Here is a 25,022-nt window from a genome sequence, read left to right as displayed (position 1 = left end):
CCCTGGCCGACTTCATTGGAATCCGCATTCAACTTTGAGACAGGAACGCTCTTTGGTGTGGTAAACCGTCCGGCCGAGATCGTGGAGTTGTCACGCTCTGGCGCGCTTTTACGCCGCATACCTCTGAAAGGCATCGATGACCCGGAGGGCATCGCCCATATCGAGGGCACGCGCTTCGCGCTGGCGGAGGAAGCTCGGCAGCGGGTCGTGTTGTTCGATCTCCCCGTTGGGGCCACCCAACTCGACCTGTCGGGCACAGCAGGCACCGTGCTGAACCTCGGTCTTTTTGGAAACATGGGGATCGAAGGGCTTCATTGGGATGCTGCGAACCGGCGCCTGCTGGTGACACAGGAAATGCTGCCCGTCCGGGTTCTGGAAATCACCGGGCTTGAGCAGGCAGCCGCGGGGGAAGCGCTGGCTGTCGATATCCGGGAGTGGAAGCCCGGCCACAGCTTTGGCCATGCGGCAGGCGATCTCTCATCGATCACGCAGGACGAAAGGACAGGAAATCTCCTGCTGCTGAGCGAGATGAGCGGAACGCTCTCCGAATACCGGCGGGATGGAACGCCGGTCTCCGTCATGCCGCTGTGGAAGGGCTGGCATGGCCTAGCGGAGACCGTTCCGCAGGCGGAAGGTGTCGCCGTGGGACCGGAGGGGGAGATTTACCTCACCTCCGAACCCAATCTCTTCTATCGCTTTGACCGCAGCCCACGTCAGACGAAGGTCGCGGCCCGGGAAGATTAGGCGATCACTGTGCCGGCAAGTCCAGCCAGACCTCCGGGTTCAGCGCGGTGGCAGGACGCTCGCCCCGAAGCGCTGCGATCACATGGCCTGCGGCACCCTCCGCGACGCGCCGCAACGCCTCCTCGGTCGTCGCCCCCAAATGCGGGGTGAAGATGACGTTCGGAAATGCCGCCAGTGGTCCGGTCGGCGCGCCATGCTCATAGACGTCAAGCGCCGCGGCGCCAAGGTGCCCGGAGGCCAGCGCCGCCGTCAGCGCCGCCTCATCTATCAGCCCTGCCCGCCCCGTATTCACAAGAATGGCGCCGGACTTCACAAGCGCCAGCCGCTCCGCGTTCATCAGATGCCTCGTCTCCGGGCGAAGGGGCGTGTGCAGCGAGATGGCATCCGCAAGCGGCAGCGCATCCTCCAGCCGCTCCACCCGTTCGAACGGGGGCGGGACATCCCCGCGCGGCGAATAGACCATCACCCGCATCCCGAATGCCGTGGCCAGCATCTGCCCCAGCCCGCTGCCGATCGCCCCCCAGCCGACGATCAGCGCAGTCTTGCCGGAGAGTTCGCTGAACGACGCGGCTTCCCGAAATCCCGTCACCCCCGCCCGCTCGGCGCGGTCCGCCGCCGGGATGCGCCGCGCCGCTGCAAGCAGCAGGCCAAGCGCCAGTTCCGAGACGGATCGGGCATTCGCACCAGGGGTGTTGCAGACCAGAACGGACTGCGCCGCCGCCGCTGCCTTGTCCACCGCATCATGCCCGGTGCCGTGGACGACAACCACGCGAAGCTGCTGTCCGCCCGCGAAGGCCGCTGCCGACAAGCCATGATCACGGGTAATGACGGCGTCGCAATCCGCGATGAGCGGCAGGATCGTCGCCAGCCGGGTGTCCGGCGCAAGAACCGGCATGATGCCCGCCTCCACAAGAAGGCGTTGGCCAGCGGCGTGGATCGGCTGAAGGATCAGGCATTTCATGGGCAGTATCCCGCTCAGGATTTCGCAAGGCCGGCGCAGATGACCCGCGCGACCGCCCTCCTTTCTGGCATAGCGGGGCGAATGGCAAGAGGGCGTACGGTCAGTTGAAGCAGGTCATCTCCGCCTCGGCCTGCGCGCGTCGCAACTCTGCAACAAGGGAAGTCGTCGGTGCATTGCCCCGAAACACCGCGGCTCGCTCGCCCGTGGTCTGACGCATGCGCAACACGGTTTCCGCTTCGACATAGCGGTCATAGGGGATGATCTGGGCGATTTCGTCGATGGAGCAGGAGCACTTCTCCAGCGAGACCTGCGTCTGACCGTTCGTTGCCATGCAGGCGAAGACATACTCCGCGCGGGCATTGGTCGGGTAATCGTTCACGACCGGCGCCACGCCGGCCGTCAATGCCAGCGCGAGCGGTGCAAGAATAAAGGACGGGCGCATCTGTCACTCCCCCATGAGATGCATCGTGTCATGATAACCCCCCTGACCATCCGGTGTATCCGCCGAAAGGCTGAGAAGCCGGGTCGGTGCATCGCTCTGATAGGTGATGGTCAGGGTCAGATCTCCGAAGCTGCCCATATGCGCGCGGTTAGGATCACCGGCAAAGGGGGTAACGACGGCAGTGACCCGATCATCCACGACCTCTCCCGCAGGAGCTGCGACCAGAGCGTCCCGAACGCGGTTGCGGATATAGAACGGGCTGCCTCCCGTGGCCTCCGCCATCGCATGTACCACGCCTTCCAGATAATACAGCAGCACCGGGTTCGCGCCCTGCGCCGGAAAGGCCGCAATGGGCCGGGTCTTTCCGTCATCCTCCTCGAACAGCGACAGGACCGGGCCATGCTCGCCCGGATCGGACTGCAGCCAGACATGCGTATCGATCAGGTTTTTCTTTGCCGCGCTCGGCGGCAGGGTCCGGCTGTGGCTGTAGTTGAGCAACACACCACTCTGCGCGCCTGCGAAGCCGCCCGGCGCCATAATGGCATCCGTCAGCGCACCAGCCTGCAAGGGCAACGAAAGGACGGCTGCGCCGACGGCACCAATAACGATACGGCCGGTCATTTGCACGAGGCACGGTCTCATTCATCCTCCAGCGTCAGCACGAACCCCCGCCCCCGCATCGTCCGCAGCGCAAGCCCGTATTCGGTGAAATTCCCCAGCTTTCGTCTCAGATATCCCAGATAGACATCCACGACATTCTCCGTAGACCCCCCCAGGGGCGCCCAGAGCGCGTCGAAAATCTCAGCCCGTTTCAACACCTCGCCGGGGCGGGCCAGCAGATAGGCGAGCAATTCGCCCTCCCGCTCCGTCAGCAGCACGGAGCGGGAGGCCCCGTTTACGGTTCGCGTGGCAACATCATAGGACAGCCCGGCGAGGCGCATCGGCTCCACCCGCGGCGCGGCCCGGACGAGCTGCACCTCCAGTCGCGCAAGCAACTCGCTCATCTGGAATGGCTTCACGACGTAATCCTGCGCGCCGGCGGAAAGCCCCTCCGCCCGCTCTTCCACCCGCGAAAGCGCCGAGAGCATGATAGCTGGCAGCCGGTGACCGCGCGCCCGCATGTCGCTCAGCAGCGCGGCACCACTGTCATGGCCGAGCATCATGTCGATGATCGCCGCGTCATAGGCCGCCTCGGCGAGTCTGTCCATCGCCGCCTCCGGGGTTTCCGCCCAGTCGGTGGCATGCCCCGCCGTGCCCAGCCCGCGCGCAAGCAGCGAAGCGATATCGGCATCGTCCTCGACGATCAGGATGCGCGTCGTCATGTCTCCTCCTTCCAGAGCGGAAGGGTCAAGCAAAGACGCGTCCCCCCGGGCTCCGTATTCGGCAGGAGTTCGAGCCCGCCGCCCTGAGCCTCTGCCACCCAGGCTGCAAGTGCAAGCCCCACACCAAAGCCGGGCGCTTCGCCTGCACGGGTGAAACGGTCAAAGAGGCGCGCCCGCATCTGTGGTGGCACACCTGGCCCGTCGTCGGTCAGTGTGAGGGCCGCCATTGGTCCCGCCTCTGCCCCGCGGATCGTCAGCGTCGCCCCGCGTCCGGCATATTTTACGGCGTTTTCCACGATGCCGGAGATGACCTGCCGCAGCCAATCGGGGTCGGCGGTAACGACAAGAGACGGGACATCGGTGATGATCGCCAACCCTCCCCGTTGCGCCAGAGGCTGAAGATCGGCGACCGCCATCGCCACCACGTGTGACAGATCCACCTGCTCCTGCCGCAGCTCTAGCTGACCGCTCTCGGAACGCGCGATCCGAAGAAGATCCTCGATCCGGCGGAAAAGACGCAACGCCCGCGCTTCTATCGTGGCAAAGGCGGCCCGGGTCTCCTCATCGCCCCGCCGCGCGCCCAACTCTGCCTCTCCCAGAATGACCGTGAGCGGTGTGCGCAACTCGTGGCTCACGTCGGTGAAGAAACGCCGCCGCTGCCGGTCAGCCGCCTCAAGCCGCTCATTGGCGTGGGAAAGCTCGGCCGTCCGTTCCTCAACCAGCTGGCCCAGCCGCTCCCGGTCACGCAGGAGAGCCTCTCTCCGCCGGTCAAGCCGCGCGGCCATCTGCCTAAGCCGCGCAAACAGCAGGCCCAGCTCGTCATGGTCGTAGCCCTTCCTTCCGATCGCGCCACCGGCGACCAGCCGCTCCGCTGCGCGGCTGGCGCTCTGCAGTCGGCTGAACAGCGGCCGGAGAATGGCGAGATAGAGCACCCCGAGCACCAGGGGAGCGGAGATGCCGATGGAGAGAGCAGCGCGCCGCATCCCCCGCCGTGCAGCCTCCATCTGGGAGAGGGCCTCATCGCGACGCTCCGCCTCCCGCGCGATCTGCTGACCTATGATCGCAGGGGCGGATGCAGCGTAGAGTTGCGCCGCGGTCATGCTCGCCGCGCCGTTGGCAGATTGCGTCATGCTCCGTGACAATTGCCCGAATTGCGCGCGGAGCCGCGCCGGCACATGCCCTTGAGTGCGCTTGGCGGCTTCCGCCTCCGATTGTGCCGCCGCGATATCTTCCTCGGTCAGCCGGTCGAGCGCATCCAGCGCGGCGATGACCCCCGCGTCTCCGGCCGGAGCTCCGGACATCAACGACAGCGTCCACTCGTTCACCCGGCCGGAATAGGTCGCATAGGCCTCCAGCCGCCGCTGTGCCCCCATGGCCTCCGCCGCGAGCCGCGCCGTCCGGTCCAGACCATAGAGCGCGACGCCCGCCGCCGCGACAGTGAGCAAAGCCAGCGTTGCAGCAGCAAGCGCCAACCGCGAAGACAGGTTGAGTTGGTAACGGCGCGGCAGGCGCTTCACTCCGGCAGATGGGCCGCGATCAGTCGGCCGAGCGCGAAGGCCCGCTGTTCGAGGATGACAGGTGTCTCACAGACATAGGTCAGGGATTGCTGCCGATCACGAAATACGCGCGTCGCCCAGTCGATCTGCGTCTCCAGCGCATCGAGCCGGTCGAAATCCTTGGGTTCCGCGGCATTTGCCGTATCGAACTCGTTGCGCCGGGCGTTGATGTCGCGATCCAGATCCTCCTGCTTGTGGGCATAGCGGGTAATACCGCTCATCACACGGTCCCGCGTGGTGTCGATATCCCGAAACGTGGCCACCATGAGAGCCGTCAAATCCGTCGCCGAGCGGCCCGGGGCAAAGCTGTCTATCGCCTCGCCTGCCTCCTTCAGATCGGTCCGGCGCAAAGAAATCACCCGGGCGAGATCCCGGATCTCCGCGCTCTGTGACCGTTCCGTCGCCGCGGCATCCGGCACCGGCCCGGACCAGACCTGACCAAGCGACAGATGCGGCACCCGGCGCTGGATGCAAGGCCAATCCGGGTCCACCGGTCCCGCGGCCAGCGCGGGCGTGCCCGCAAGACAGATGACGGTGGCGATCCAGCGGATCATGCTCCCCCCTTTCCCCGGCCACGCCAAAGACCTTTGGCCGGATCATACATGAAAACGGTCGCGCCGAAGAACGCCGCGAAGCAGCCCAGCACCACCCAGAAAGACTGCGGGTCGAACCGGCCGTAGAGCGCAAACCGGATCAGTTCGACCGCATGGCTGAATGGGTTTAGCGCGCATATGTCGTGCAGCAGAACACTCGCATCCCGCATCCGCCAGAGCGGGTAGAGGGCGGTCGAAGCAAAGAACATGGGAAAGATCACGAAGTTCATCACACCCGCGAAATTCTCCAACTGCCGGATGGTGGATGAGATGAGCAGTCCCAGCGACCCAAGCATCAGGCCTGCAAGGATCAGCGCCGGAAACACCGCAACATAACCCCACACCGGCGGTTCGATCCCCCAGAACCAGGCGATGAGCAGAAAGGTATAGACCTGAAGCGTTGCCACCAAAACGGAGGCGAAAAGCTTCGACCCGAGCAGGAACCACCGCGGATAGGGGCTGACCAGCAGCGTCCGCATCGCCCCGGTCTCCCGGTCATACACCATGGAAAGCGACGACTGCATCCCGGCGAACAGAAGGATCATGCCGCAAAGACCCGGCGTGACGTATTCCTCATAAAGAACATACGTCTGGTAGGGCGGCGTGATGGAGAGCCCGAGCACCGACCGGAAGCCCGCCGCAAAGATGAACAGCCAGACCAGCGGACGCACCAGCGCAGCAAAGAACCGCTCACGCTGATGGAAGAAGCGCAGGAACTCCCGCCGGGCGATACCACGGAATGCGACACCCGAACCGTGGCGGAAAAGCCGCGGTCTCCGCATCCGGCGGGATGGAGCGTGACGCTCCTCGACCGTGGTCATGCCGATGATCCTTGGTTGCCGTTCACGCCGCCTCTCCCGTGAGGGCAAGGAACGCCCGTGTCAGTCCACCCTCGCCGATATTCTCCGCAAGGCCATCCGCAAGCACGCGCCCCTTGTGGAGAATGACCACGTGATCCTCCGGCGCGATCTCCTCGAATACATGGGTGGCCCACAGGGTCGAAACCCCCTCCTCGCGGATCAGCCGCCTCACCAGCGCGAGAACCTCTGCGCGGGAGCGGACATCCAACCCCGCCGTCGCCTCATCCAGAAGCAGAAGTTCGGGTCCATGCAGCAGCGCGCGCGCAATTTCCGCCCGTCGCTGCTGGCCACCGGAGAGTGTGCCCGCCCGCTGCCCCTCCCTGTCCTGCAGAGCGACAAGGCGCAGGACATCGGCGATCCGCGCCGCCGCGGCCTTACCGCCCATGCCATGCAGCGCCGCGTGATACCTGAGGTTCTGCCGCAGCGTCAGATCAAGGTCTAGCGCGCGGCTCTGGAATACCACGCCCAGCCGCGCCAGCGCCTCTCCCGCATCCCGGCGCGCATCATGACCGGCCACCTCGATCACGCCGGAGCTTGAATCGTAAAGCCTTGTTATAATCGAGAAAAGTGTTGTTTTACCCGCACCGTTCACGCCCAGAAGCGCCGTGAAGCTCCCGCGCGGGACGGTGAAGCTCACATCCTCCAAGGCAACCACGTGGCCAAAGCGATGGCTTACCCCCCGAACGGAAAGTGCGGGCGGCAGGCCGGTCGCGACACTTTGCACCCTGCCGCCCACAGCCTCACTCCTTCCGGCGGTTCGTCACATTGTAGGAAGCGTCGAGCTTCATGTCATACTGACCGTCCGCGCACATGACGTCATCGAGATCGAAGACCCCCTTCTCCACCTCGACGTTGTCATGATCCACCTCGCAGTTCATCGACTTCAGCACCTCGTCGATGCGGGTGAGCTGTTCCGGCGTCGGCTTGTCATCGGCCAGCGCGGGCCCCGCCATCATCAGGATGCCGACTGCAATCAGGATAGGTTTCATTCTCGTACTCCTCCCTCAAAAAAACTCAGCGAATGGTAAATACGGCCTTTTGCGACTCTCCGGACGAGCCCGGAATATGAAGTTCGTACTTGCCCGGAAGCACCGCTATGAACGACACCTCTGCAGTGCCCGCCTTGTCGAACTCGATGGAATGAACGCCCATCGGCCGGATTTCGATACCGTTGATGACGATCTCGTTGATCCAGATCGCTCGGAAGAAATCTCCCCCAGACAAAGCCAATTCCTGCGACCCGTCGGCGTTGATCTTCATCTTGTAGTAGCCGCCCGATTTCAGTTCGATCGGTCCTTCGGCCACCGGTTTGCCTGCGGCCAGCGTCAGGTCGGGAAGCTGCGACCGGTTGGCCTTCCCCATCAGACCGGCGAAACCATAGTCGAACTGCTGCGCTGCGACAGGCGCCCCGAGCGCCGCGGCGATGAGCGCCGCACCGGCGATCCAGTGTTTCATTGCATCCTCCCTTACTACTCAGATTTGACTGCCACGACGCCCCACGGCTGTTCGCCCACCTGCACCGATTTCACCACCTTGCGGTTGGCGACATCGATGACGGAGATGTCGTTGGAATTACCGTTCGTGCTGTAGAGCCATTTGTGGTCGGGCGAGAATCCAAGCTGCCAGACCCGTTGACCAACCAGCAGATAGTCCTCCACTTCCCACGTGTCGCCGTTCACCACGGCGACACGGTTGGCCGGGCCGAGAGCGACGAAGATAGTCTTGTCGTCCGGTGTAAGGCGCAGGCCGACAGGTTGCAGCGCTTCCGGCAGTACGCCCGGAACGGCGAAGGTGATCGTATGGACAACCTCCGACTTTGCAGGGTCGATGACGCTCACCGTGCCGCCGATCTCCGCGGTGACGTAGAGCATCGAGCCATCCGAATTGAATTGTGCGAAACGCGGACGGCTGTCCACCAGCACGTTCTCGTAAATCTCGAACGTCTCGGTGTTGATGAAGTGCGCCATGTTGGTGGTTTCGGAGGTGTTGACCACCGTCTTGCCATCCGGCGATACGCCCATACCCTCGGGCTCGACGCCGACCGGAACCTCCGCCAGCACCTGCCGCGTATGGACATCGACCACGGTGACGATGTTGTCATCTTCGTTGGCGATGTAGAGCGGGTTGCCTGAGGGATGCAGCACGAATAGTTCCGGATCCGGCCCGGAAGGCAGCGAGGGAAGTTCCTCATAGGTCGTGGCATCATAGACGCGCACCAAGTCATCGTCGGAAGCGCAGACATAAATCGTCTTGCCATCGGGACTGGCGGTGATGCCGCGCGGCCGTTGCATGCCCGTTATGGTATGGATGACCTCCAGACTTTCGGAATCGAGCACGCTGATCGAATTGCCCTTTTCGTTGGAGACGAAAATCTTGTCCGCGAAGGCCGGCCCTCCGGCGAGCGCGGCTGTGCAGAGCAGCAAGGCCAATCGTGTCATCATTCCCCCCTCAGCGTTTGCATTGCGTCTCTGGCCGGTCGATCCCAAGCGTGTCGAGCTGACTGACCTGATGCAGGAACTCCGCCTGCGGTGAGACAGTGGCGACCACCGGTCCCGCAACCAGCAGGATGGGCTGGCGCAACTGTCCGTCCCAGTCGCGGAAGGTGAGCTTCTGACCCTTGAAGGCCGCAAGCTCCATCTTCCCGCTGGCGATGTAGTCGCGCAGCGTAACGAAATCTTCGGATTTGGTGCGGGTCGCGGCCTCTCCGAGCGTTCTGAGCGCCATCCAGACCTGATAATCCTCCGGGCGTGCCGGGCGGTTGGAGATTTTCTCGAACCGGCTCTGGAACTGCATCCCGGCCCAGGCCTCATGCGCGGGCGACCAGCTTTCGGGTTCAAGGCCGGCGGAGCCGGTCACCGGACGCGGTTCCCAGGTGTGGTAGGGTAGATAGTCCGCGAAGTAGCCGCTATGATCGGCGACGACCACCACGTCATGTTCCGCGGCACGCTGGGTGAAAGCAGGCATTTCCTGCTGACCGGGCACTTGGCCGGAATCCGTCCGCCGCGCACCGCCGCGATCCTCATAGACGCGCTCCTCGACGATGCGTGCGCCGAACTTCTTCGCTGCGCGCTTGTAGGATTCAGCAAGCGCCTTGTCCTCCGGGTGGCTGCCTTCGATCAGGAACCACCGCGTCCAGCGCTTCCACGCAAGGAACTGCGCCAACGCATCCGTCAGCATCGCGTCTGAAGGCGCGGTGTGGAGCAGGTTCGCCCGGCAATCCGCGCCTCGGAGCCTGTCACCCGTAGCCGAGGCGTTGATGACCAGGACGTCCTCTCCGGCCGCATCGGCCAGCTTGAGCGTCATGTCCTCATCCGCCATGGTGACGATGAACCGGTTACCCTCAGCGATCAGGCGCTTCATCTCTGCTTCCGCCGTCTCCGGCGTGGCAACGACAGCCTCCGTGGTAAAGGTCTGCTTCATAAAGCTGCCGGTCGTCATGTTATCGGACGTGGCCAGTGTCGCTCCCGCCAAGCCCAAGTCCGGCGGTGGCAGGTCAAGGCGAGAGATCGGCAACGGTTTCGGCGCATCGACCCGGAGCACTGCCGCACGATATTCGCTTTGTGCGACAGCGGGTGTCGCGCAGAGCAGGCTGGTGCCCAGACATAGTGCCAGCGCGCGCACAGGCGGCGCGGCATCTGTCCAACGCTCAGGTATCATCCCAAGTCCTCCCCGAACCCATCGGACAGCAAAGTGCGGACTCCGCAAAGCAATTTTTCATGATAAGTAAATTATAATAATGCCTTAGCGGGGTTTTCATACTTTTGTATGATGGTTCCGTCCCTCAGCCCTCCGGCTTCAAGCGCTTGCCGTAGTCGTCCAGAATCGGCACGCCAGCGTCCCTGAGGATCGCGTCGACATCGGACTGACTGCGGCGGATGAGGCTGTTGAGCTCCCGCTTCCAGTTATCCTCTCCGGCACGAACACCCATGGTGATCCGGTAGAACAGTCGGGGCGGTCCTTCATCTTTCAGCAGAGGGGTAACCTTGAGCGCAGGATCACCCTTCGCAAGCGGGCCACCGATCGGACCCCAAAGGACAGCGGCATCTGTCTTGCCGCTCTTGACGTCCTCCAGCATTTGTCCTGCGGGATTCTCAACCCGCCTGTCCACCATGAGCGCATAGGGCTCCGCATCCTTCATCAGGCCTGCGCGAGCGATTTGTGTGGTTGCGGGGGCGCCTACGACCACTCCGATCCGATGCCCTTTCAAACGGGGATCGAAGAGACTGTCCACAGCGGCGAGTTCGCTGTCCGCACGGGTCACAAGAATATGTGTCGAGGTGTAGTAGTGATTGGTGTTGAGCACGAGATCATCACCCTGCGCAAAGCCAATCACCACATCACACTTGCCCGCTCCCAGCGTGTTCCGCACGAATCCGGTGACCTGCGGAAACCACGTGTAGTGTAGGGGAACTCCAAGGCGCTCGGCGAGCAGCGCCGCTATACGGTTCTCGAAGCCGGAGCCATCCTCCGCCGAGAGCGGCTTGTTGGCCGGGTCTGCACAGACCCGGAAGCTGTCCCGGTCCACCAGATCGGCAACCTGGGCGCCAGCCGCTCCGGCGCCGCAGAACGCCGCGCAGAGCAGGCCGATTATAATGGAGCGGGTCATTACTGCTCCATGCAGGCTTTTTCGGCGGCCGCGTATCCTTCGCTCTTGTCCTCGCGCTTGGCGGGACGCCCCCGTGGAATCGCATCGGTGCCGCGGGCGAGCAGGTATGTATAGATATCATCAGCATAGCACATGACGTTCGGGTTCGTCGCGAAAGCAGGCATGACCTGGTTTTCCGCGTTTCCTACCTTCTGCCGACCGCTGGCGATGGTGCCGACGAAGTCGTAATAGTCCATCTTCAGCGCTGAATTCTTGAGTGCGGGTGCATAGGTCGAACCCTCGCCATCCGGGCCGTGGCAGACGTGACATTCCGCGTGATACCGGCGATAGCCTGAAAAGGTCGGCCAATCGACGACGCCATCCTCAACCTTGAAGGTAGGGTTGCCTTCAGCGTTTCTGTAACGTGTGCCGTCAAACTCAGCGACAGCGGTGTCCGGGGCGGCCTGAGCGACAAGAGGCAGGCTGATGACGGACGAAACAAGGGTAGTGGCGAGCGCAAGGGGGCGCATTGCTGACAGCATAATCTCTCCTCCCAAAGAGCTGGGTCGAGGCTACCGCAGTGCCTTCCCCATCGGAATCAGACTTTAGTTTCGGCATCGAGTTTCGCCGCGAAACGGTCATGTCAACGCCGCCGAAAGATGTCCGGCGGCGTTGACTGACATTTGTCAGATTTTAGTTCGGAACCTCGAACACGGTAAGCTGGCCACCGAGCACTGTGTAGTCGTGCAGCGCAGCATAGCCGCCTACCGCGCCCAGGCCTTCGTTCGAATTGGTCAGCCCGGCTGCAAGACCGATCCCCGCCCAACCCCCGACACCGGAAAGCACGCCGACATACTGCTTGCCCGCACTTTCATAGGTGAAGACGTTGCCGATGATGCCGGACGGCGTCTTGAACTTGTAAAGCTCCTCACCCGTCTTGGCGTCCACGGCCTTCAGATAGCCCTCGAGCGTGCCATAGAACACGATGTCCCCGGCTGTGGCGAGCGCGCCGGACCAAACCGAGAACTGCTCCGGCAGCGACCAGACAATCTTGCCCTGCACCGCGTCCCAGGCGACGAAGTTACCCATGCCGCCATGGCTGTTCGGAGCGGGATACATCGACAGCGTCGCGCCCACGTAGGGCTGACCCGCGGAATAGCTCACCCTGAAGGGCTCGTAATCCATACAGACGTGGTTGGTCGGCACATAGAAAAGGCCGGTCTTGGGCGAGTAGGCGGAAGGCTGCTGGTCCTTTGTCCCGAGCGCGGCCGGGCAGATGCCGGTCGTGTTCACATCCTCGCCGTTCTGGGAGGTCGAATATTCCGCGGCGACGAGAGGGCGCCCATAGGTTGCGGAACTCTTGTCCATGTCCACTTTCGTGGCCCAGTTGACGGCGGGATCATATTTTTCGGCCACGAGGAGTTCGCCAGAGGCCCGATCCAGCGTATAGGCAAAGCCGTTCCGGTCAAAGGTGACCAGCAGCTTGCGCATCTTGCCGTCGATCTCCTTGTCAACCAGCAGGTTCTCGTTCACACCGTCATAGTCCCACTCGTCATGCGGGGTCTTCTGGTAGAACCATTTCGCCATGCCCGTGTCAGGGTCACGCGCCATGATGGTCATCGACCATTTGTTGTCACCCGGCCGCTGCGACGGGTTCCAGGTGGAAGGGTTACCGGTGCCGTAGTAGATGAGGTTCAGATCGGGATCATAGGTGGTCCAGCCCCAGGTTGTACCGCCGCCGATCTTCCACTGATCGCCCTCCCAAGACTGGAGCGAGCTGTCCTTCCCGATGGGTTTGCCGAGCACCATCGTGTGTTCCGGGTCCACGAGCATTTCTGCATCCGGGCCGGTGGAATAAGCCCGCCAGGCGAGAGAGCCGTCCTTGATATTGTAGGCAGTCATGGAGCCGCGCACGCCGAACTCGCCGCCCGAAATGCCGGTCATCACCTTGTCCTTGACCACAAGCACGGTGGCCGTGGAGGTTTCACCCTTGGAAGGGTCGCCGTTCTTGACGCTCCATTTCACCTCTCCGGTCTTGGCGTCCAGAGCGACAAGCGTCGTATCGGCCTGATTGAGGAAGATCATCCCGTCCGCATAGGCGAGCCCGCGATACACCGTATCGCAACACATCACGCCGATCACGTCCGGGTTCTGTTCCGGGTGATAGCGCCAGAGGATCTTGCCCTCGTTCTTCAGATCGAGCGCATAGACAATGTTCGGGAAGGGCGTGTGAACATACATCACATCGCCGATCACAAGGGGGGAGCCTTCGTGGCCCCTCAGCACGCCAGTGGAGAACATCCAGGAGACGCGCATATCCTTGACGTTCTTCGCGTTGATCTGGTCAAGCTCGGAATACCGGATCCCGGCATAATTCCCGAGCTGCGTTCCCCATTGCTTCGGATCCTTGGTGATCTGCATGAGGGAATCGTTGGCAAGCGCCGGCATCCCCACGGACGCGAGCAGCAAAGCCAAACCCGCCATTTTCATAGTCATCGCGACCTCCTCCCTTGAGTGCGATTCCGTTGACCGCCTGCCCTGCCCGCATGGGCATCCTCCGATCAGGCTATCATCTTATGAAATTATTATAAAACTCCTGACGCGGCCAGTAAAATATCATTTTCCCAGTCTCCCCCCTAAGTATGAAGGCTTATGAGATACGGTCGCTCCCGCGACATAGAAAGCACAACTCGCTGTTGGCGGGCGCAGTGACCGAGGCGAAGATCACCGCGCCGTCGTAAGGCGCAACAATGGCGCGACCGTCGGCGCGCGCGCCCAGCACGTCACCTTCGCGGATCACCTCGCCCGCGGCGAAGCGGCGAGAGAGGCGGTCGCCCGGCGATTCAGCGAGGATGGCGTCTGCGATCTCGATCACGCGCGGACGAGTTCTGGTCCCAGCGGGGCCGGTAATAAGCCCCAGATGAACGAGTCCGTTGACCGTCACGTCATAGGCAATGGCCGGCCCGTCGGCCTGCAGGTGCTGCCCGCATTCAACGGTAACGCCATACCCGCCGACCGCACGCATGTATTCCGTCGTGCCAACGCCGGTGAGGGGCGAAAGGCCCGCGACACCCTCCCGCTCCTTCATCGCGATTGCCTTCTGATGTGCCGGGAGCCAGCCGTGCACGAGCAGCGGCAACCCGAGCGCGGCGGCCAGAGCCTCCTCCTCCGCGGCGCGCCGAAAGGGTTCCAGCGGGCCATCGTTGTTGGGCGGGCCGAAGCAGGCGAACGGCTCCCCCTCGGAACCGAAGCTGTGCAGGTCGATCAGCACATCGTTGTCACGCAGCAGCGGGCAGAGCGCGTTTGCCACCCTGTCCTCATTATCCTGCGGAATGGCGCTCTCGGCCAGAAGGCGGTTCAGGTTCCGATCACCGCTCCGGGTGTTTCTGGCGAAGGCAAGAGGATTGGTCACGGGCAGGAAGGTCAGCCGACCGCGAAGCAGCCTGCGCCTGCCGGAGCGGAACTCCTCTATCAACCGGCGGATGGCCATAGGGCCGGAGGGCTCGTTGCCGTGAACGGCCCCGGTCACGATCACACGCGGCCCCCGTTCCAGCCCGTGGAATGTCACAGTCTCCAGCGCGCGGGCGTCGTCGCTGTCGTGAGGCGGTGCGGTATCGACGGGTGCGATGTCGATATGCATGCCGGGCAGAAGGCGACGGGCGAACTCTGCAAGCTGGTCATGCGCGATGACGACACAGCCCGCGGTGGCGCTGAAATCCTCCCGTGCGGCGTGAAAGAAGATGGCGGAGCCGCCGCCCACCCGGACCTCCGCATCGTTGAAGCCGATGGGCACGATGAGGTCGAACAACCGCTGGCCCCGGCGCTTGGGGCGGGTGTTATCGGTCTCAAACACCAGCCGGTTGTAGAACGGGGAGGCCGGATCCTCCTCCCAGTAGTAGCTGTCCGGCTTTTCGATAAAGGGAAAGGCGAGGCCCCGCATATCAGGCCCGAAAACCTCCGGGTCATACATGCCGTAGCGAAGGGGGAAGCGTCCGATCGGCGTCGCGCCGTCGCCCTCGCGCTTTTCGGCCGGCCAGCGAAGCCCACCCCGCCCCGTGGCGCAAGGCACGCTCCATTCTCCGATGGAAAGAGTTCCCATGTGCGGGCGGGCCGGATCGTGACCGACGCGAACGGTGACGACGTTCTGCATGAGGGTTCCGTAGTGATTCTGGCTCATCTCATGATCCTTGGCGAAGCAGGTGACAGCGCGCGCGGTGCATGTCGCTGCCTGCTGCGGAAATTGTGGTGAAAGCGGGAATGTCTCCCGTTCGGCACGGCCCGAACGCCTTTGGACAGCGGGGATGGAAGGCGCATCCCGGCGGCGGAGCAAGGGCTGAGGGCGCCTCTCCCGTCATGCGGTTTTCCAGAAACGCGGGCGACAACGGATCGGGAATGGAGGCGATCAGCGCCTGTGTGTAAGGATGCGCCGGACGGGTGAAGATGTCCGACCAGCGCCCCTCCTCTACGATCCGGCCCAGATACATGACGGCGATCCGGTCGGACATGTGTTCCACCACCCCCAGATCGTGCGAGATGAACAGCAAAGCCACACCGGTTTCGTTCTTCAACTCCAGCAGCAGGTTGATGATCTGCGCCCTGATGGAGACGTCGAGCGCGGAGACGGGCTCGTCGCACACGAGCAGCCGCGGCTCCACGATCAGGGCCCGGGCGATGCAGATACGTTGCCGCTGGCCGCCGGAGAATTCATGTGGGCGCCGCGCTGCCCCGTCCGGCTTGATGCCGACCCGGTCCAGCATCGCGATGACGCGATGCTCGATTTCCGCCGCGTCCCGAAGCCCGTGAAGCCGCAACGGCTCAGCCAGCGCCTGACGGATGGTCTTGCGCGGATTGAGCGAGGCGAAGGGATCCTGGAACACCATCTGCACGCGCCGCGCCTGCGCCAGCGGTTCGGTGCGGACCGCCTGACCGACATCCTGCCCCGCAACGGTGACGGAACCTTCGGTGATCCGGGTTAACCCCATGATCGCTCCGGCGAGGGTGGATTTGCCGCAACCAGACTCCCCCACCAAACCAAGGCACTCCCCCGCGCGGAGCGTGAGATCAAGGCCGTTCACCGCCTTCAACTGGCGACGGGAGAAGCCTTCACGGACCGGATAATGCACCTTGAGACCCGAGACGCGCAGGACCTCCTCGCTGTCGGGCGTTGCAGGATCAGTCATGATGGTAGCACCTGATGAGGCCGCCTTCCGCAAGCCGCTCCACCGGAGGCGGCGTCGTCCGGCAGAGGTCGGTCGCGAGCGGGCAGCGAGGAGCAAAACCGCAGGCCGCCACCCGCGCGGAAAGCGGCGGCACGATGCCCGGTATCTCCGCCAGCGGACGCTGCCCCTCCGCCAGCCGCCGCCCCATGCGGGGGAGCGAGGCGATCAGGCCGCGGGTATAGGGATGGCGCGGGTCCAGAAACACCTCCCGCGCGGGGCGCTGTTCGATGAGATCGCCCGCATACATGACGGCGACCCGGTCACAGATCCGCGCGACGAGGCCAAGGTCGTGGGAGATCATCAGCACCGCCGTCCCCCGCTCCCGGCAGAGGTCGAGGATGAGCTGCACGATCTCAGCCTGGATCGTCACATCGAGCGCGGTCGTCGGCTCATCCGCGATCAGCAGATCGGGGTTGCAGGCGAGAGCGATGGCGATCATCACCCGCTGCCGCATCCCGCCGGACAGCTGGTGCGGATAGTCGCGCACGCGCCGCTCCGGGCTGGGCACCTGCACCTGCTCCAGCGCCTCCACCGCCCGGCGGCGGGCCGCACGCGCGCTCAGTCCCTCATGCAGCACGAACATCTCGCCGATCTGGTCGCCGATGGTCATCAGCGGGTTCAGGGCGGTCATCGGCTCCTGAAAGATCATCGCAATGCGATTGCCGCGAAGCTGACGCAGGTTGCGGTTTGACAGCCGCGCGATATCGGCTCCGTCGAAGGACACGCGGCCGCCCGTGATATGCAACGGCGGTCGGAGGAGGCCCGCTATGGTCAGCGCGCAGATGGACTTGCCGCAACCGGACTCCCCCACCAACCCGAAGACTTCGCCCCGGTCGATGGAGAAGCTCACGCCATTGACCGCCCAATACTCCGTCCCGTCCGCACGGAGGGCGAGCTGAAGGTCGCTCACGTCGAGGATCGGCCCACTCATGCCCGGCGCGCCTTGCCATGCGGATCGAGCAGGTCGCGCAGACCATCCCCCAGCAGGTTGAACCCCAGAACCGTGACGAACAGCGCCAGACCCGGAAAGATCGCGACCCAGGGCGTTGTCATCAACTGCTCCCGTGCGCGCGACAGCATGGACCCCCACGACGGATCGGGCGGGACCACGCCGAGACCGAGGAAGGAGAGCGCCGCCTCTGCCATGATTGCGGAGCCGATGCCCATGGTCGCCACGACGACGAGCGGCCCGGCGATATTCGGCAGGATCTCCCGGAACATGATGTGTCCGCGCCCGAAGCCCATCGTACGTGCCGCCTGCACATAGTTCTGCCCCTTGTGGCTGAGAACCTGTGCGCGGGAGATGCGGCAGGAATAAGCCCAGTCCGTCAGGCCGAGCGCGATCAGCAGCGACAGGATCCCCGGCCCGAGGATGGTCATTAGGGCGAGCGCGAAAACCACCGTCGGGATGGAGAGCATGAGGTTGGTCAATCCCTGGACCACCTCGTCCCACCAACCGCCGAGATAGCCCGCGGAAAGGCCGAGACAGACCCCGATCACCGTGTTCATGAGCTGGACCGCCAACCCGATGGTCAGCGAAATGCGCGCGCCATAGACGATGCGGGAAAAGATGTCCCGCCCCTGCTCGTCGGTCCCGAACCAGAACCGGGCGGAGGGAGGCTCCTCGGAGAACATGAGGTTGCTGTCCGCCACCGGATCGAATGGCGCGATGATCGGCGCGAAAACCGCGAGGATCAGCACGATGAAGAAGATCGTCAGGCCGATCAGCAGATTGGGTGACAGCTTCATCCCGGCCCCTCAGCGATAGCGGATGCGCGGATCGATCATCAGATAGGCGATATCGACCAGCGTGTTGATGACGAGGAAGAAGCCGACGATGAGCAGGATACAGCCCTGTACCGTAGGAATGTCGCGCACCGCGACCGACTGGGTGAGAAGCGACCCGATACCCGGCCAGGCGAACAGGTTCTCGATAACCACCGAGCCGCCCAGCATGGAGCCGAACTGCAGCCCGATGGTGGTGAGCACCAGCACGAAGGCATTCCGCGCCATGTGGCGTGTGATCACGCGCCTCTCCGGGTTGCCCTTGGACCGCGCGGTGCGGATGAAATCGGCATTCATCGTCTCCAGAACAGCGGCACGGGTGGTGCGGGCCAGCAGGGCCATCGGGGCGATCCCCAGCGTCACGGCAGGCAGGATGAGGTTTCTGAACGCCCCGTTGCCGTAACCGAAAGTCGGCAGCAGACCGAGCTGGACCGAGAAGAAATACATCGCCAGCAGCCCGAACCAGAAGGCGGGGACAGACAGGCCGGAAACCGCGAATGTCATCGCCAGCGTATCCACCCATGTGCCCTGCCGGACAGCCGCGATGAAGCCGAGCGGCAGGCCGACCGCCACGGCAAACAGGATCGCCGCCACGGCGAGCGAAAGCGACGCACCGATCCGGCCCGCAAGCACGTCGGTCACGGGCCGCTGTGTAGCAAAAGAAGTGCCGAGATCCCCCCGGACCAGCCCTGCCACGTAGCCCACGAAACGCTCATGCACCGGCTGGTTCAGCCCGAGCTGCGTTTCGATACGCTCCAGCACGCGTGGATCCACATCCGTCTTGTCGCCCAGAAGTGCCGAGGTGAACGACCCTGGTATCACGCTGAACAGCAGGAAGACGAGCGTCACCACCGCGCAGATGGTCACGAGGGATTGCAGCAGTCGCCTGCCGATCACCGGTAGCATGGCATATCCTTGCTCTGGCTGGGATGCCGGCGACCCTTACGGGTCGCCCCCGCGGTCAGCGGTTGGGCTTGTTCTCGTCGACCCAGATGCTGTCCACCTCGAGGATCGCGGCCTCGGTCACATTCGCATCGACCCCGTGTATCCAGGGCTGCGTGGCAAGCACCGCCTTGTTGTAGTTATGAAACCACACCGGCGCGTCGTTGAACACGATCCCTTCGGCCTCGCGGATGAGCGCCACGCGCTTGTCCTGATCGACCTCGGCGGCGGCGGCGTCCAGTACCTTGTCGAATGCGGGGTTCTTGTAGGCGGAGCGATTACCCGCGGCGCGGGAGACACGGCTGTCGAAATAGCGCAGCGCCGCGATATCGTCCGGCCCTGTTCCCGTGGAGCGGAACCAGGCCAGGGCCGTCCCGTCGGTCATCGCATCGACCAGAACGTTCTGTTCCACCACACGCGGTTTGGCGGTAATGCCGATCTCCCGAAGATAGGGCATCATCGCCTGCAGAACGCCCAGCGACTGGGTGCTGTCCACCACCATCACCTCGATCTCGACGCCATCCGCATACCCGGCTTCCGCCATGAGCGCCTTGGCCTTGGCCGGGTCGTAAGGATAGGGCGCGCGCGTCTCGTCAAACGCGGCGGAGGTCGCGGGCAGCCAGCCGTTGGCTTTGAACGCCTTTTCCTTCAGCAGCTTCTTGATGATGAGATCGCGGTCCACCGCATAGTTGATCGCCTGCCGGACGCGAGCATCGTCAAAGGGCTTTTTCTCCGTGTTCATGCCCATGTGGCGGGTGAAGACCTCGGAAACCTCGATCAGACCCTTGGAAAGCTCCGGGTCCGCCTTGTACTGCGTGTAGACATTCTCCGACAACACCGTCACGTCGATTTCGCCCGCCCGGAAAGCCATGTCCATCGCGGAATAATCGGAGGTGATGACATAGCTCACCCGATCCGCATAGGGCTTTCCCTCCTTGAAGTATTTATCGAATTTCGTACCAGAAATAGCTGATCCTTCTACATGTTTATCAAACACGAAAGGACCCAGCCCCACAGGATGGGACAGGAACTCCGGTGTGTCGGCAACCTCTTTGGGCAGGATCGCGGTGATCGCTTCGAACAGCAGGTTTCCCGGCTCTACATGCTCTGCAAAGGTGATGGAGAAGGTAAGGTCGTCGATCTTCTTCAACCCGGCCACATGCGCTGCCTCACCCCGCGCATATTCCCGGGCGCCGGCGATGGGTTCCAGCTTGACCGATCCCGGAAATGCCTTCTCGGGGTTGAGGATGCGCTCATAGGACCAGATGATATCTTCCGCCGTCATCTGTCGCCCGTTGTGGAAATAGATGTCGTCGAAGAGTGTATAGGTATAGGTGAGCCCGTCCTCTGACACCGCTACCTTGGACGCAAGATCGAGCGCCGGGGCATTCGCAGCGGAATCCCATGTATAGAGCGCACGGTGGAATGCCTTGGACACAGCCATGTCCTGCGAGGCATAAGTCGCGTGCGGATCGAGAGACTTCAGCGCCGAGCCATAAGGCGCCACGAGGCTCAATGTCCCGCCTGCCACCTGCGCCAGCGCAAAGCTGGAGGTAGTAGCGAGTGCCAGCGCGCCTGCGCCAAGCGCGATCTTCCAGCGATTGTACATGGTTGTTCTCCCTGTTGTTATCGTTGCTTCAGCAAAAGACTCTGCGATGGAACACCCGTGCGAACTCCGTCAGCAGCGTTTCATCCCCGGCGGCCCGCGATCCTTCCGTCATGATCGCGATGAGAAGGGAGCGCCCATCAGGTCCCTCGCCGTACAGCAGGTCATGGCGCGCGGTGGAGGTGTTTCCCGCCTTCGACCAGCAGCGCATTTCATCCGGGAGGCCACCCGCGAGGTAGGTCGTCGCCTGATCCCCCTCATGCGGGCCACCCCGTCGCTGGAAATCGCGGGACAATAGGTCCTGCATCCATTCTGCTCCGGGTAAAGCGCCCCGCATCACGTCGTGCATGAGCGTCGCCGCAGCGAGCGCGGTCAGACGATTCGCGTTCTGCGGGGTGCGAACCTGAAACGCGCGGCCATACGGGCTGTCCTCGTATGTCCCATGAATAATATTTATTCCTTTGAATTCAGGTAATTCAATGCGTTCATAAAAGTTTCGCATGAACTGTCTTCGCGCGAACCATTCTTCCAGTTCGGCGCCATGGAGCGGCCCGCCATCCTCGGCTCCCGTCATCCGCCCGATGAGGTAGACCGTCGCTTCGTTGGAGGAGATGGCAATCATCGCGCGTGCGGCTCGGTCGTCCTCAGCATCGTATTCGATCTCTCCTTTGGCGCGGAGCGTCGCGAGCATATTCAGGACGAAAAGTTTCATCACGGAGGCCGGATAGCGCGCCTGACGGGGAAGATGACTCATTACCTCTCCGTCCGCGAACCGTCCGGCTGCCCCCGCGCGCAATGGACGGTCGTAAAGGCGGATAGCGAAGCTTACATCCGCGGGTTCAATGCCCGCCCGAGCGCACAACACCTCATGAAGCGCAGCGTGGGCAGGAGACGTGGCTGGATTGAACTGTTCCATGAACGGGCCTTGCTGTGGTCAGGCAAGGGATAGCGATCCCTTCGATTTTCGATACAGAAAATGCGAGGCAAGTTTATGCACCGGTGATATGAACCCGAAGAGCTGCAGGAGAACCGCCATGATCCAGCCTGATACGCCCCTCACCCTTCGCGAGATCGAGGTCTTTCGCGCGATGATGCGCTTTCATACCGTTACCGCGGCGGCGCATGCACTTGGCTCATCGCAACCCACGATTACGCGAGAACTTCATCGGTTGGAAAAACATATCGGATTCGCATTATTTGAGCGAAAGCGGCAGCGCCTGTTTCCCACCCTCCGGGCCCTGCGGCTTTGGGAGGAGGTGGATGAGGCCTATGCTGGTTTGGCGAGGATCAATGCCACCGTTGAACGTTTGAGGGCCTCGGATACCGGCACGATGACCATCGCAGCCCTACCCGCCCTTGCGCAGACCCTGCTCCCCGACGCGATCCTCCGCCTTCTGGAACGGCAGCCCGGCATGACCGTGGACATCGCGACTCAGGATCCACGGAACGACTCCGTGCTGACCGGCTTCAACTTCGACCTCGGGCTGACCGAGAGCTTTCATGTGCAGCGGAAGGTGGAGGTCGTGCCGCTCGGTGTGTTCGACATGGTGGTGGTCATGGCTCCGGGTCATCCCCTGTCGGAGCGTACGATCTGCACACCGCAGGATTTCATCGGGATCGACTATATCTCGTTTCCCGTGCACGATCCCTATCGTGCAGGATTGGACCGGATGTTCGATGCGGCCGGGGTCTCGCGGCGCATCCGCGTGACAGCCCAATCGGCTGCCGCGGTCTCCGAACTTGTGTTGCGGGGCCTCGGGGTGGCGATCCTGAACCCGCTGACCGGTCTCGCGCTCGCGGAACGCGGCGCGGTTATCCGGCCTTTCAGCCCGGCGCAAAAGTTCAGCGTGTCGGCCGTCCGACCGGAGGACCGGCCTGGGTCCGATGCTGTGGATGCGCTGGTCACGATTCTGCGTACAATCTGCGCCGAGACCCATGTCCGGATCGCGGCGGCCGTCCATGCCGCATCTGCATAAGCCCTAGAGCGGAGCGGCGGCCAGAGCGGCGATCCGATCTGCCAGGCCCGGAATTGCTTCCGGGCGTAGGCAATCGACCCGTACATCCTGCACGCCTCCAGCCGTCCGCGCACGATGACGGTTGTAGCGCGGATCGTAGTGATGGAGCATCAATTCAGCCGCCAGTTCGCGCCATGCGCCCCGCAGGATGAGCGCCTGCCACTCTTCCACCCTTGCCGCCGGATGGAGAGGGCGGAGGCTTTCAACAATGGCCGCGAGCCTGCCCGGATCCGCCAGCAGGTCACCATAGGCACGGATGAGATAGTCGGCACGCGCCGCCGCAGACGCGACAATGGCGATACGTGGCGCAGCCTTCATCGCGCGCCAGAGCGTCGGAGGCAGCAGGCAATTTCCGATACGCGAACTCTCGGCCTCTACCACCACTGGCCTTGCGGGGTCGAGCGATGCGAGGGTAACGGCCAGCCGCCCCTCGAAGGCGCGCTGTGAGGGCTGCGGTCCCTGCCCTCCGAAAAGCGAGCCACGGTGATTGGCCATTCCCTCCAGATCGAGCACCTGCACCCCGCGTTCGGGCAGGAGGCGGAGCACTTCCGTCTTGGCCGAACCCGTGTTGCCGTCGAGCAGGATGACCGGGGCCGGAAAGGGCCGGTCATGCAGGCAGGTGATAACCTCCCGACGCCATGCCTTGTAGCCGCCCTCCAACCGCGCGACGCGCCAGCCGACTTCGGAAAGGATGAGAGAGATTGAACCCGACCGCTGCCCGCCCCGCCAGCAATAGATCAGCGGCCGCCAGCCTCCCGGCATCTCGGCAAGCGCCGTCTCCAGATGACGCGCCGCGTTCCGCGCCACAAGCGCGGCACCAAGCTTTCGGGCCGCGAAGGGCGAGACCTGCTTGTAGAGCGTGCCGACACGGGCACGCTCCGCATCATCAAGGGCAGGCAGGTTGATGGCACCGGGCAGATGGTCTTCGGCGTATTCCGAAGGGGAGCGCACATCGATGATCGTGTCAAAGCGCATCTCCGCCAGATCGGTGACCGCTGTGAGGCGGAAAGTCATGAAAGCGTAGTCCTCCGGGGCTGGACGCGGCAAGACGGAGCGTGCACACAAAGCGGACCGCCCCAGGCAGGAGAAAGACCGATGACGCGTCCCATGCAAGCCAAAAACCCGCTTCGGGAAACGATCACCCTGCCGCCACCCCTTTCCGGCCCCGCGCGGGAAATCACCGTGCTGCGGTTCGGCACGCCGGGCGCACGGCCCAAGGCCTATCTTCAGGCAGGGTTGCATGCGGATGAGTTCCCCGGAATGCTGGCGTTGCACGAGCTTGTCCCCCTGCTTGCCGAGGCTGGCAACCAAGGACGGATCACGGGCGAGATCGTCGTGGTTCCGGTCTGCAACCCGGTAGGACTGTCGCAGGCGGTACATGGTCTGCTGCGCGGGCGTTATGAAACGGTGGGTGGCGAGAACTTCAACCGCGGCTGGCCGGATCTGGCGGAGGACGTGGCGGGACGAGTGGCGGGGCTGCTGGGAGGGGATGCGGCCGCCAATGTCGCGATCATCCGGCAGGCGATGGGAGAGCTGGTTGCCGCGATGCCGCGGGAAACGGAGATCGCAGCGCTGCGTCAGGCCCTGATGACGCTGGCGCATGATGCGGATTATGTGCTCGACCTGCATGCCGACAGCGAAGCGGAAGTGCATCTCTATATCGGGACGCCGCTTTGGCCGGACGCTGCCGATCTTGCGCAGGAGGTCGGTGCGCGGGCCGTGCTGCTGGAGGAGGTGTCCGGTGGAAATCCGTTCGACGAGGCCTGCTCTGGCCCGTGGTGGTCGCTGGCGCGCCGCTTTCCCGGGCAGCCCGTGCCCCCGGCCTGTCTTTCCGCCACCGTGGAACTGCGCTCCAACAATCAGGTGGACGAGGCACTCGCCAAAAAGGACGCCGCCGCGCTTCTATCTTTTCTGGTGCGGCGAGGCGTGGTGCAGGGTGAGACAGGGCCGCTGCCCGAGCCGCTCTGTGATGCCACGCCGCTGGATGGGATGCAGCAGCTCACCGCGCCCGTCGCAGGGCTGATCCTCTACCGGGCGGACCTTGGAGAACGGGTGGAGGCGGGGCAAGTCGTGGCGGAGATTGTTGACCCGCTGGGCACGACGACACCCGTTGCGGCGGTGACCGACGGCGTGCTCTTCGCCAGACTGGAGCAGCGTTTCACTTGGGAAGGTCGGATCATCGGCAAGATCGCCGGCGCCGAACCCCTCGCGTCCCGTATAGGCACTACGCTCTTGCCAGCCTGACATACACACGCGACTGGACTGATCTGTAAAAGATCCTGCTTTCTACGAGGGGTCTTTTTTATTCTGAAGTAACGGTCAAGCTCTTTTACCGAGCAACCAGAACAAAAAAATACATCTTAAGGGCACCTCGATTTTTCACTGAATTCCT

At 63.4% G+C, this 25,022-nt stretch carries 26 protein-coding genes; 3 read left to right on the top strand and 23 right to left on the bottom strand.

Going from position 1 to position 25,022, the window contains the following annotated elements:
- Nucleotides 1-744: SdiA-regulated domain-containing protein (locus CG51_RS17060; protein WP_035747062.1), on the top strand; the 744-nt coding region annotated here is incomplete at its 5' end.
- A gap of 4 nt (nt 745-748) precedes the next feature.
- Here CG51_RS17060 and CG51_RS17055 read toward each other — a convergent pair.
- The 22 genes from CG51_RS17055 to CG51_RS16950 form a co-directional block, all read right to left on the bottom strand.
- Nucleotides 749-1,705 (bottom strand): NAD(P)-dependent oxidoreductase, encoded by a 957-nt coding sequence (locus CG51_RS17055; protein WP_035747048.1) that lies wholly within the window; start codon nt 1,703-1,705, stop codon nt 749-751.
- A gap of 100 nt (nt 1,706-1,805) precedes the next feature.
- On the bottom strand, nt 1,806-2,147 hold the full coding sequence (locus CG51_RS17050; RefSeq protein ID WP_035747046.1) for a hypothetical protein: 342 nt from the start codon (nt 2,145-2,147) through the stop codon (nt 1,806-1,808).
- A gap of 3 nt (nt 2,148-2,150) precedes the next feature.
- A complete protein-coding gene (locus tag CG51_RS17045; protein ID WP_143412890.1) occupies nt 2,151-2,789 on the bottom strand; it encodes a hypothetical protein in 639 nt (212 codons plus the stop codon).
- Nucleotides 2,786-3,469, bottom strand: coding sequence for a response regulator transcription factor (locus CG51_RS17040; RefSeq protein ID WP_035747043.1), 684 nt, complete (start codon nt 3,467-3,469; stop codon nt 2,786-2,788). Before CG51_RS17040 ends, CG51_RS17045 begins: the two co-directional genes overlap by 4 nt.
- Nucleotides 3,466-4,986 (bottom strand): sensor histidine kinase, encoded by a 1,521-nt coding sequence (locus CG51_RS17035; RefSeq protein ID WP_051930800.1) that lies wholly within the window; start codon nt 4,984-4,986, stop codon nt 3,466-3,468. Before CG51_RS17035 ends, CG51_RS17040 begins: the two co-directional genes overlap by 4 nt.
- Complete coding sequence (locus CG51_RS17030; protein WP_035747042.1) at nt 4,983-5,579, bottom strand: hypothetical protein; 597 nt, start codon at nt 5,577-5,579, stop codon at nt 4,983-4,985. Before CG51_RS17030 ends, CG51_RS17035 begins: the two co-directional genes overlap by 4 nt.
- Nucleotides 5,576-6,400 carry an ABC transporter permease gene (locus CG51_RS17025; RefSeq protein WP_051930805.1) on the bottom strand — a complete coding sequence of 275 codons (825 nt, stop codon included), beginning with the start codon at nt 6,398-6,400 and terminating at the stop codon, nt 5,576-5,578. The genes CG51_RS17030 and CG51_RS17025 overlap by 4 nt, the downstream gene beginning before the upstream one ends.
- 61 nt (nt 6,401-6,461) lie before the next feature.
- A complete protein-coding gene (locus CG51_RS17020) occupies nt 6,462-7,214 on the bottom strand; it encodes an ATP-binding cassette domain-containing protein (protein WP_233141383.1) in 753 nt (250 codons plus the stop codon).
- A gap of 4 nt (nt 7,215-7,218) precedes the next feature.
- Entirely contained in the window at nt 7,219-7,467 is a 249-nt protein-coding gene (locus CG51_RS17015) for a hypothetical protein (protein WP_035747037.1), read from the bottom strand.
- A 25-nt stretch (nt 7,468-7,492) separates the two neighbouring features.
- Entirely contained in the window at nt 7,493-7,933 is a 441-nt protein-coding gene (locus CG51_RS17010) for a cupredoxin domain-containing protein (RefSeq protein WP_035747035.1), read from the bottom strand.
- Between the two features lie 14 nt (nt 7,934-7,947).
- Complete coding sequence (locus CG51_RS17005) at nt 7,948-8,916, bottom strand: YVTN family beta-propeller repeat protein (RefSeq protein WP_416171700.1); 969 nt, start codon at nt 8,914-8,916, stop codon at nt 7,948-7,950.
- A 10-nt stretch (nt 8,917-8,926) separates the two neighbouring features.
- Complete coding sequence (locus tag CG51_RS17000) at nt 8,927-10,099, bottom strand: ABC transporter substrate-binding protein (RefSeq protein ID WP_035747055.1); 1,173 nt, start codon at nt 10,097-10,099, stop codon at nt 8,927-8,929.
- Between the two features lie 160 nt (nt 10,100-10,259).
- Nucleotides 10,260-11,084 carry a substrate-binding domain-containing protein gene (locus tag CG51_RS16995; protein ID WP_035747033.1) on the bottom strand — a complete coding sequence of 275 codons (825 nt, stop codon included), beginning with the start codon at nt 11,082-11,084 and terminating at the stop codon, nt 10,260-10,262.
- Nucleotides 11,084-11,605 (bottom strand): c-type cytochrome, methanol metabolism-related, encoded by a 522-nt coding sequence (locus CG51_RS16990; RefSeq protein ID WP_035747032.1) that lies wholly within the window; start codon nt 11,603-11,605, stop codon nt 11,084-11,086. The genes CG51_RS16995 and CG51_RS16990 overlap by 1 nt, the downstream gene beginning before the upstream one ends.
- A gap of 151 nt (nt 11,606-11,756) precedes the next feature.
- Nucleotides 11,757-13,559, bottom strand: a complete 1,803-nt coding sequence (locus CG51_RS16985; RefSeq protein ID WP_035747031.1) for a methanol/ethanol family PQQ-dependent dehydrogenase — start codon at nt 13,557-13,559, stop codon at nt 11,757-11,759.
- Nucleotides 13,560-13,713: 154 nt separating this feature from the next.
- Nucleotides 13,714-15,240, bottom strand: a complete 1,527-nt coding sequence (locus CG51_RS19295) for a L,D-transpeptidase family protein (protein ID WP_051930798.1) — start codon at nt 15,238-15,240, stop codon at nt 13,714-13,716.
- Nucleotide 15,241: 1 nt separating this feature from the next.
- Entirely contained in the window at nt 15,242-16,243 is a 1,002-nt protein-coding gene (locus CG51_RS16975; RefSeq protein ID WP_035747029.1) for an ABC transporter ATP-binding protein, read from the bottom strand.
- A complete protein-coding gene (locus CG51_RS16970; protein ID WP_035747027.1) occupies nt 16,236-17,213 on the bottom strand; it encodes an ABC transporter ATP-binding protein in 978 nt (325 codons plus the stop codon). Before CG51_RS16970 ends, CG51_RS16975 begins: the two co-directional genes overlap by 8 nt.
- Nucleotides 17,210-18,031 carry an ABC transporter permease gene (locus CG51_RS16965; RefSeq protein ID WP_035747025.1) on the bottom strand — a complete coding sequence of 274 codons (822 nt, stop codon included), beginning with the start codon at nt 18,029-18,031 and terminating at the stop codon, nt 17,210-17,212. Before CG51_RS16965 ends, CG51_RS16970 begins: the two co-directional genes overlap by 4 nt.
- Nucleotides 18,032-18,040: 9 nt before the next feature.
- On the bottom strand, nt 18,041-18,973 hold the full coding sequence (locus CG51_RS16960) for an ABC transporter permease (protein ID WP_035747024.1): 933 nt from the start codon (nt 18,971-18,973) through the stop codon (nt 18,041-18,043).
- A 55-nt stretch (nt 18,974-19,028) separates the two neighbouring features.
- Nucleotides 19,029-20,618: an ABC transporter substrate-binding protein gene (locus tag CG51_RS16955; protein WP_051930797.1), complete on the bottom strand. Its 1,590-nt coding sequence runs from the start codon at nt 20,616-20,618 to the stop codon at nt 19,029-19,031.
- Nucleotides 20,619-20,646: 28 nt separating this feature from the next.
- On the bottom strand, nt 20,647-21,369 hold the full coding sequence (locus CG51_RS16950) for a serine hydrolase (RefSeq protein ID WP_035747023.1): 723 nt from the start codon (nt 21,367-21,369) through the stop codon (nt 20,647-20,649).
- A 280-nt stretch (nt 21,370-21,649) separates the two neighbouring features.
- Between CG51_RS16950 and CG51_RS16945 the strand changes: the two genes are divergently transcribed.
- Nucleotides 21,650-22,591: a LysR family transcriptional regulator gene (locus CG51_RS16945; RefSeq protein ID WP_035747021.1), complete on the top strand. Its 942-nt coding sequence runs from the start codon at nt 21,650-21,652 to the stop codon at nt 22,589-22,591.
- Between the two features lie 3 nt (nt 22,592-22,594).
- On the opposite strand, the gene mnmH is transcribed toward CG51_RS16945, so the two are convergent.
- On the bottom strand, nt 22,595-23,644 hold the full coding sequence (mnmH, locus tag CG51_RS16940; RefSeq protein WP_035747019.1) for a tRNA 2-selenouridine(34) synthase MnmH: 1,050 nt from the start codon (nt 23,642-23,644) through the stop codon (nt 22,595-22,597).
- Nucleotides 23,645-23,725: 81 nt separating this feature from the next.
- Between mnmH and CG51_RS16935 the strand changes: the two genes are divergently transcribed.
- A complete protein-coding gene (locus tag CG51_RS16935) occupies nt 23,726-24,874 on the top strand; it encodes a succinylglutamate desuccinylase/aspartoacylase family protein (protein WP_198947736.1) in 1,149 nt (382 codons plus the stop codon).
- Nucleotides 24,875-25,022: the final 148 nt, after the last annotated feature.

Source organism: Haematobacter missouriensis (assembly GCF_000740775.1).
In the GTDB taxonomy this organism is placed as follows: Bacteria; Pseudomonadota; Alphaproteobacteria; order Rhodobacterales; family Rhodobacteraceae; genus Haematobacter; species Haematobacter missouriensis.
This window is presented reverse-complemented; position numbering and strand designations above follow the sequence as displayed.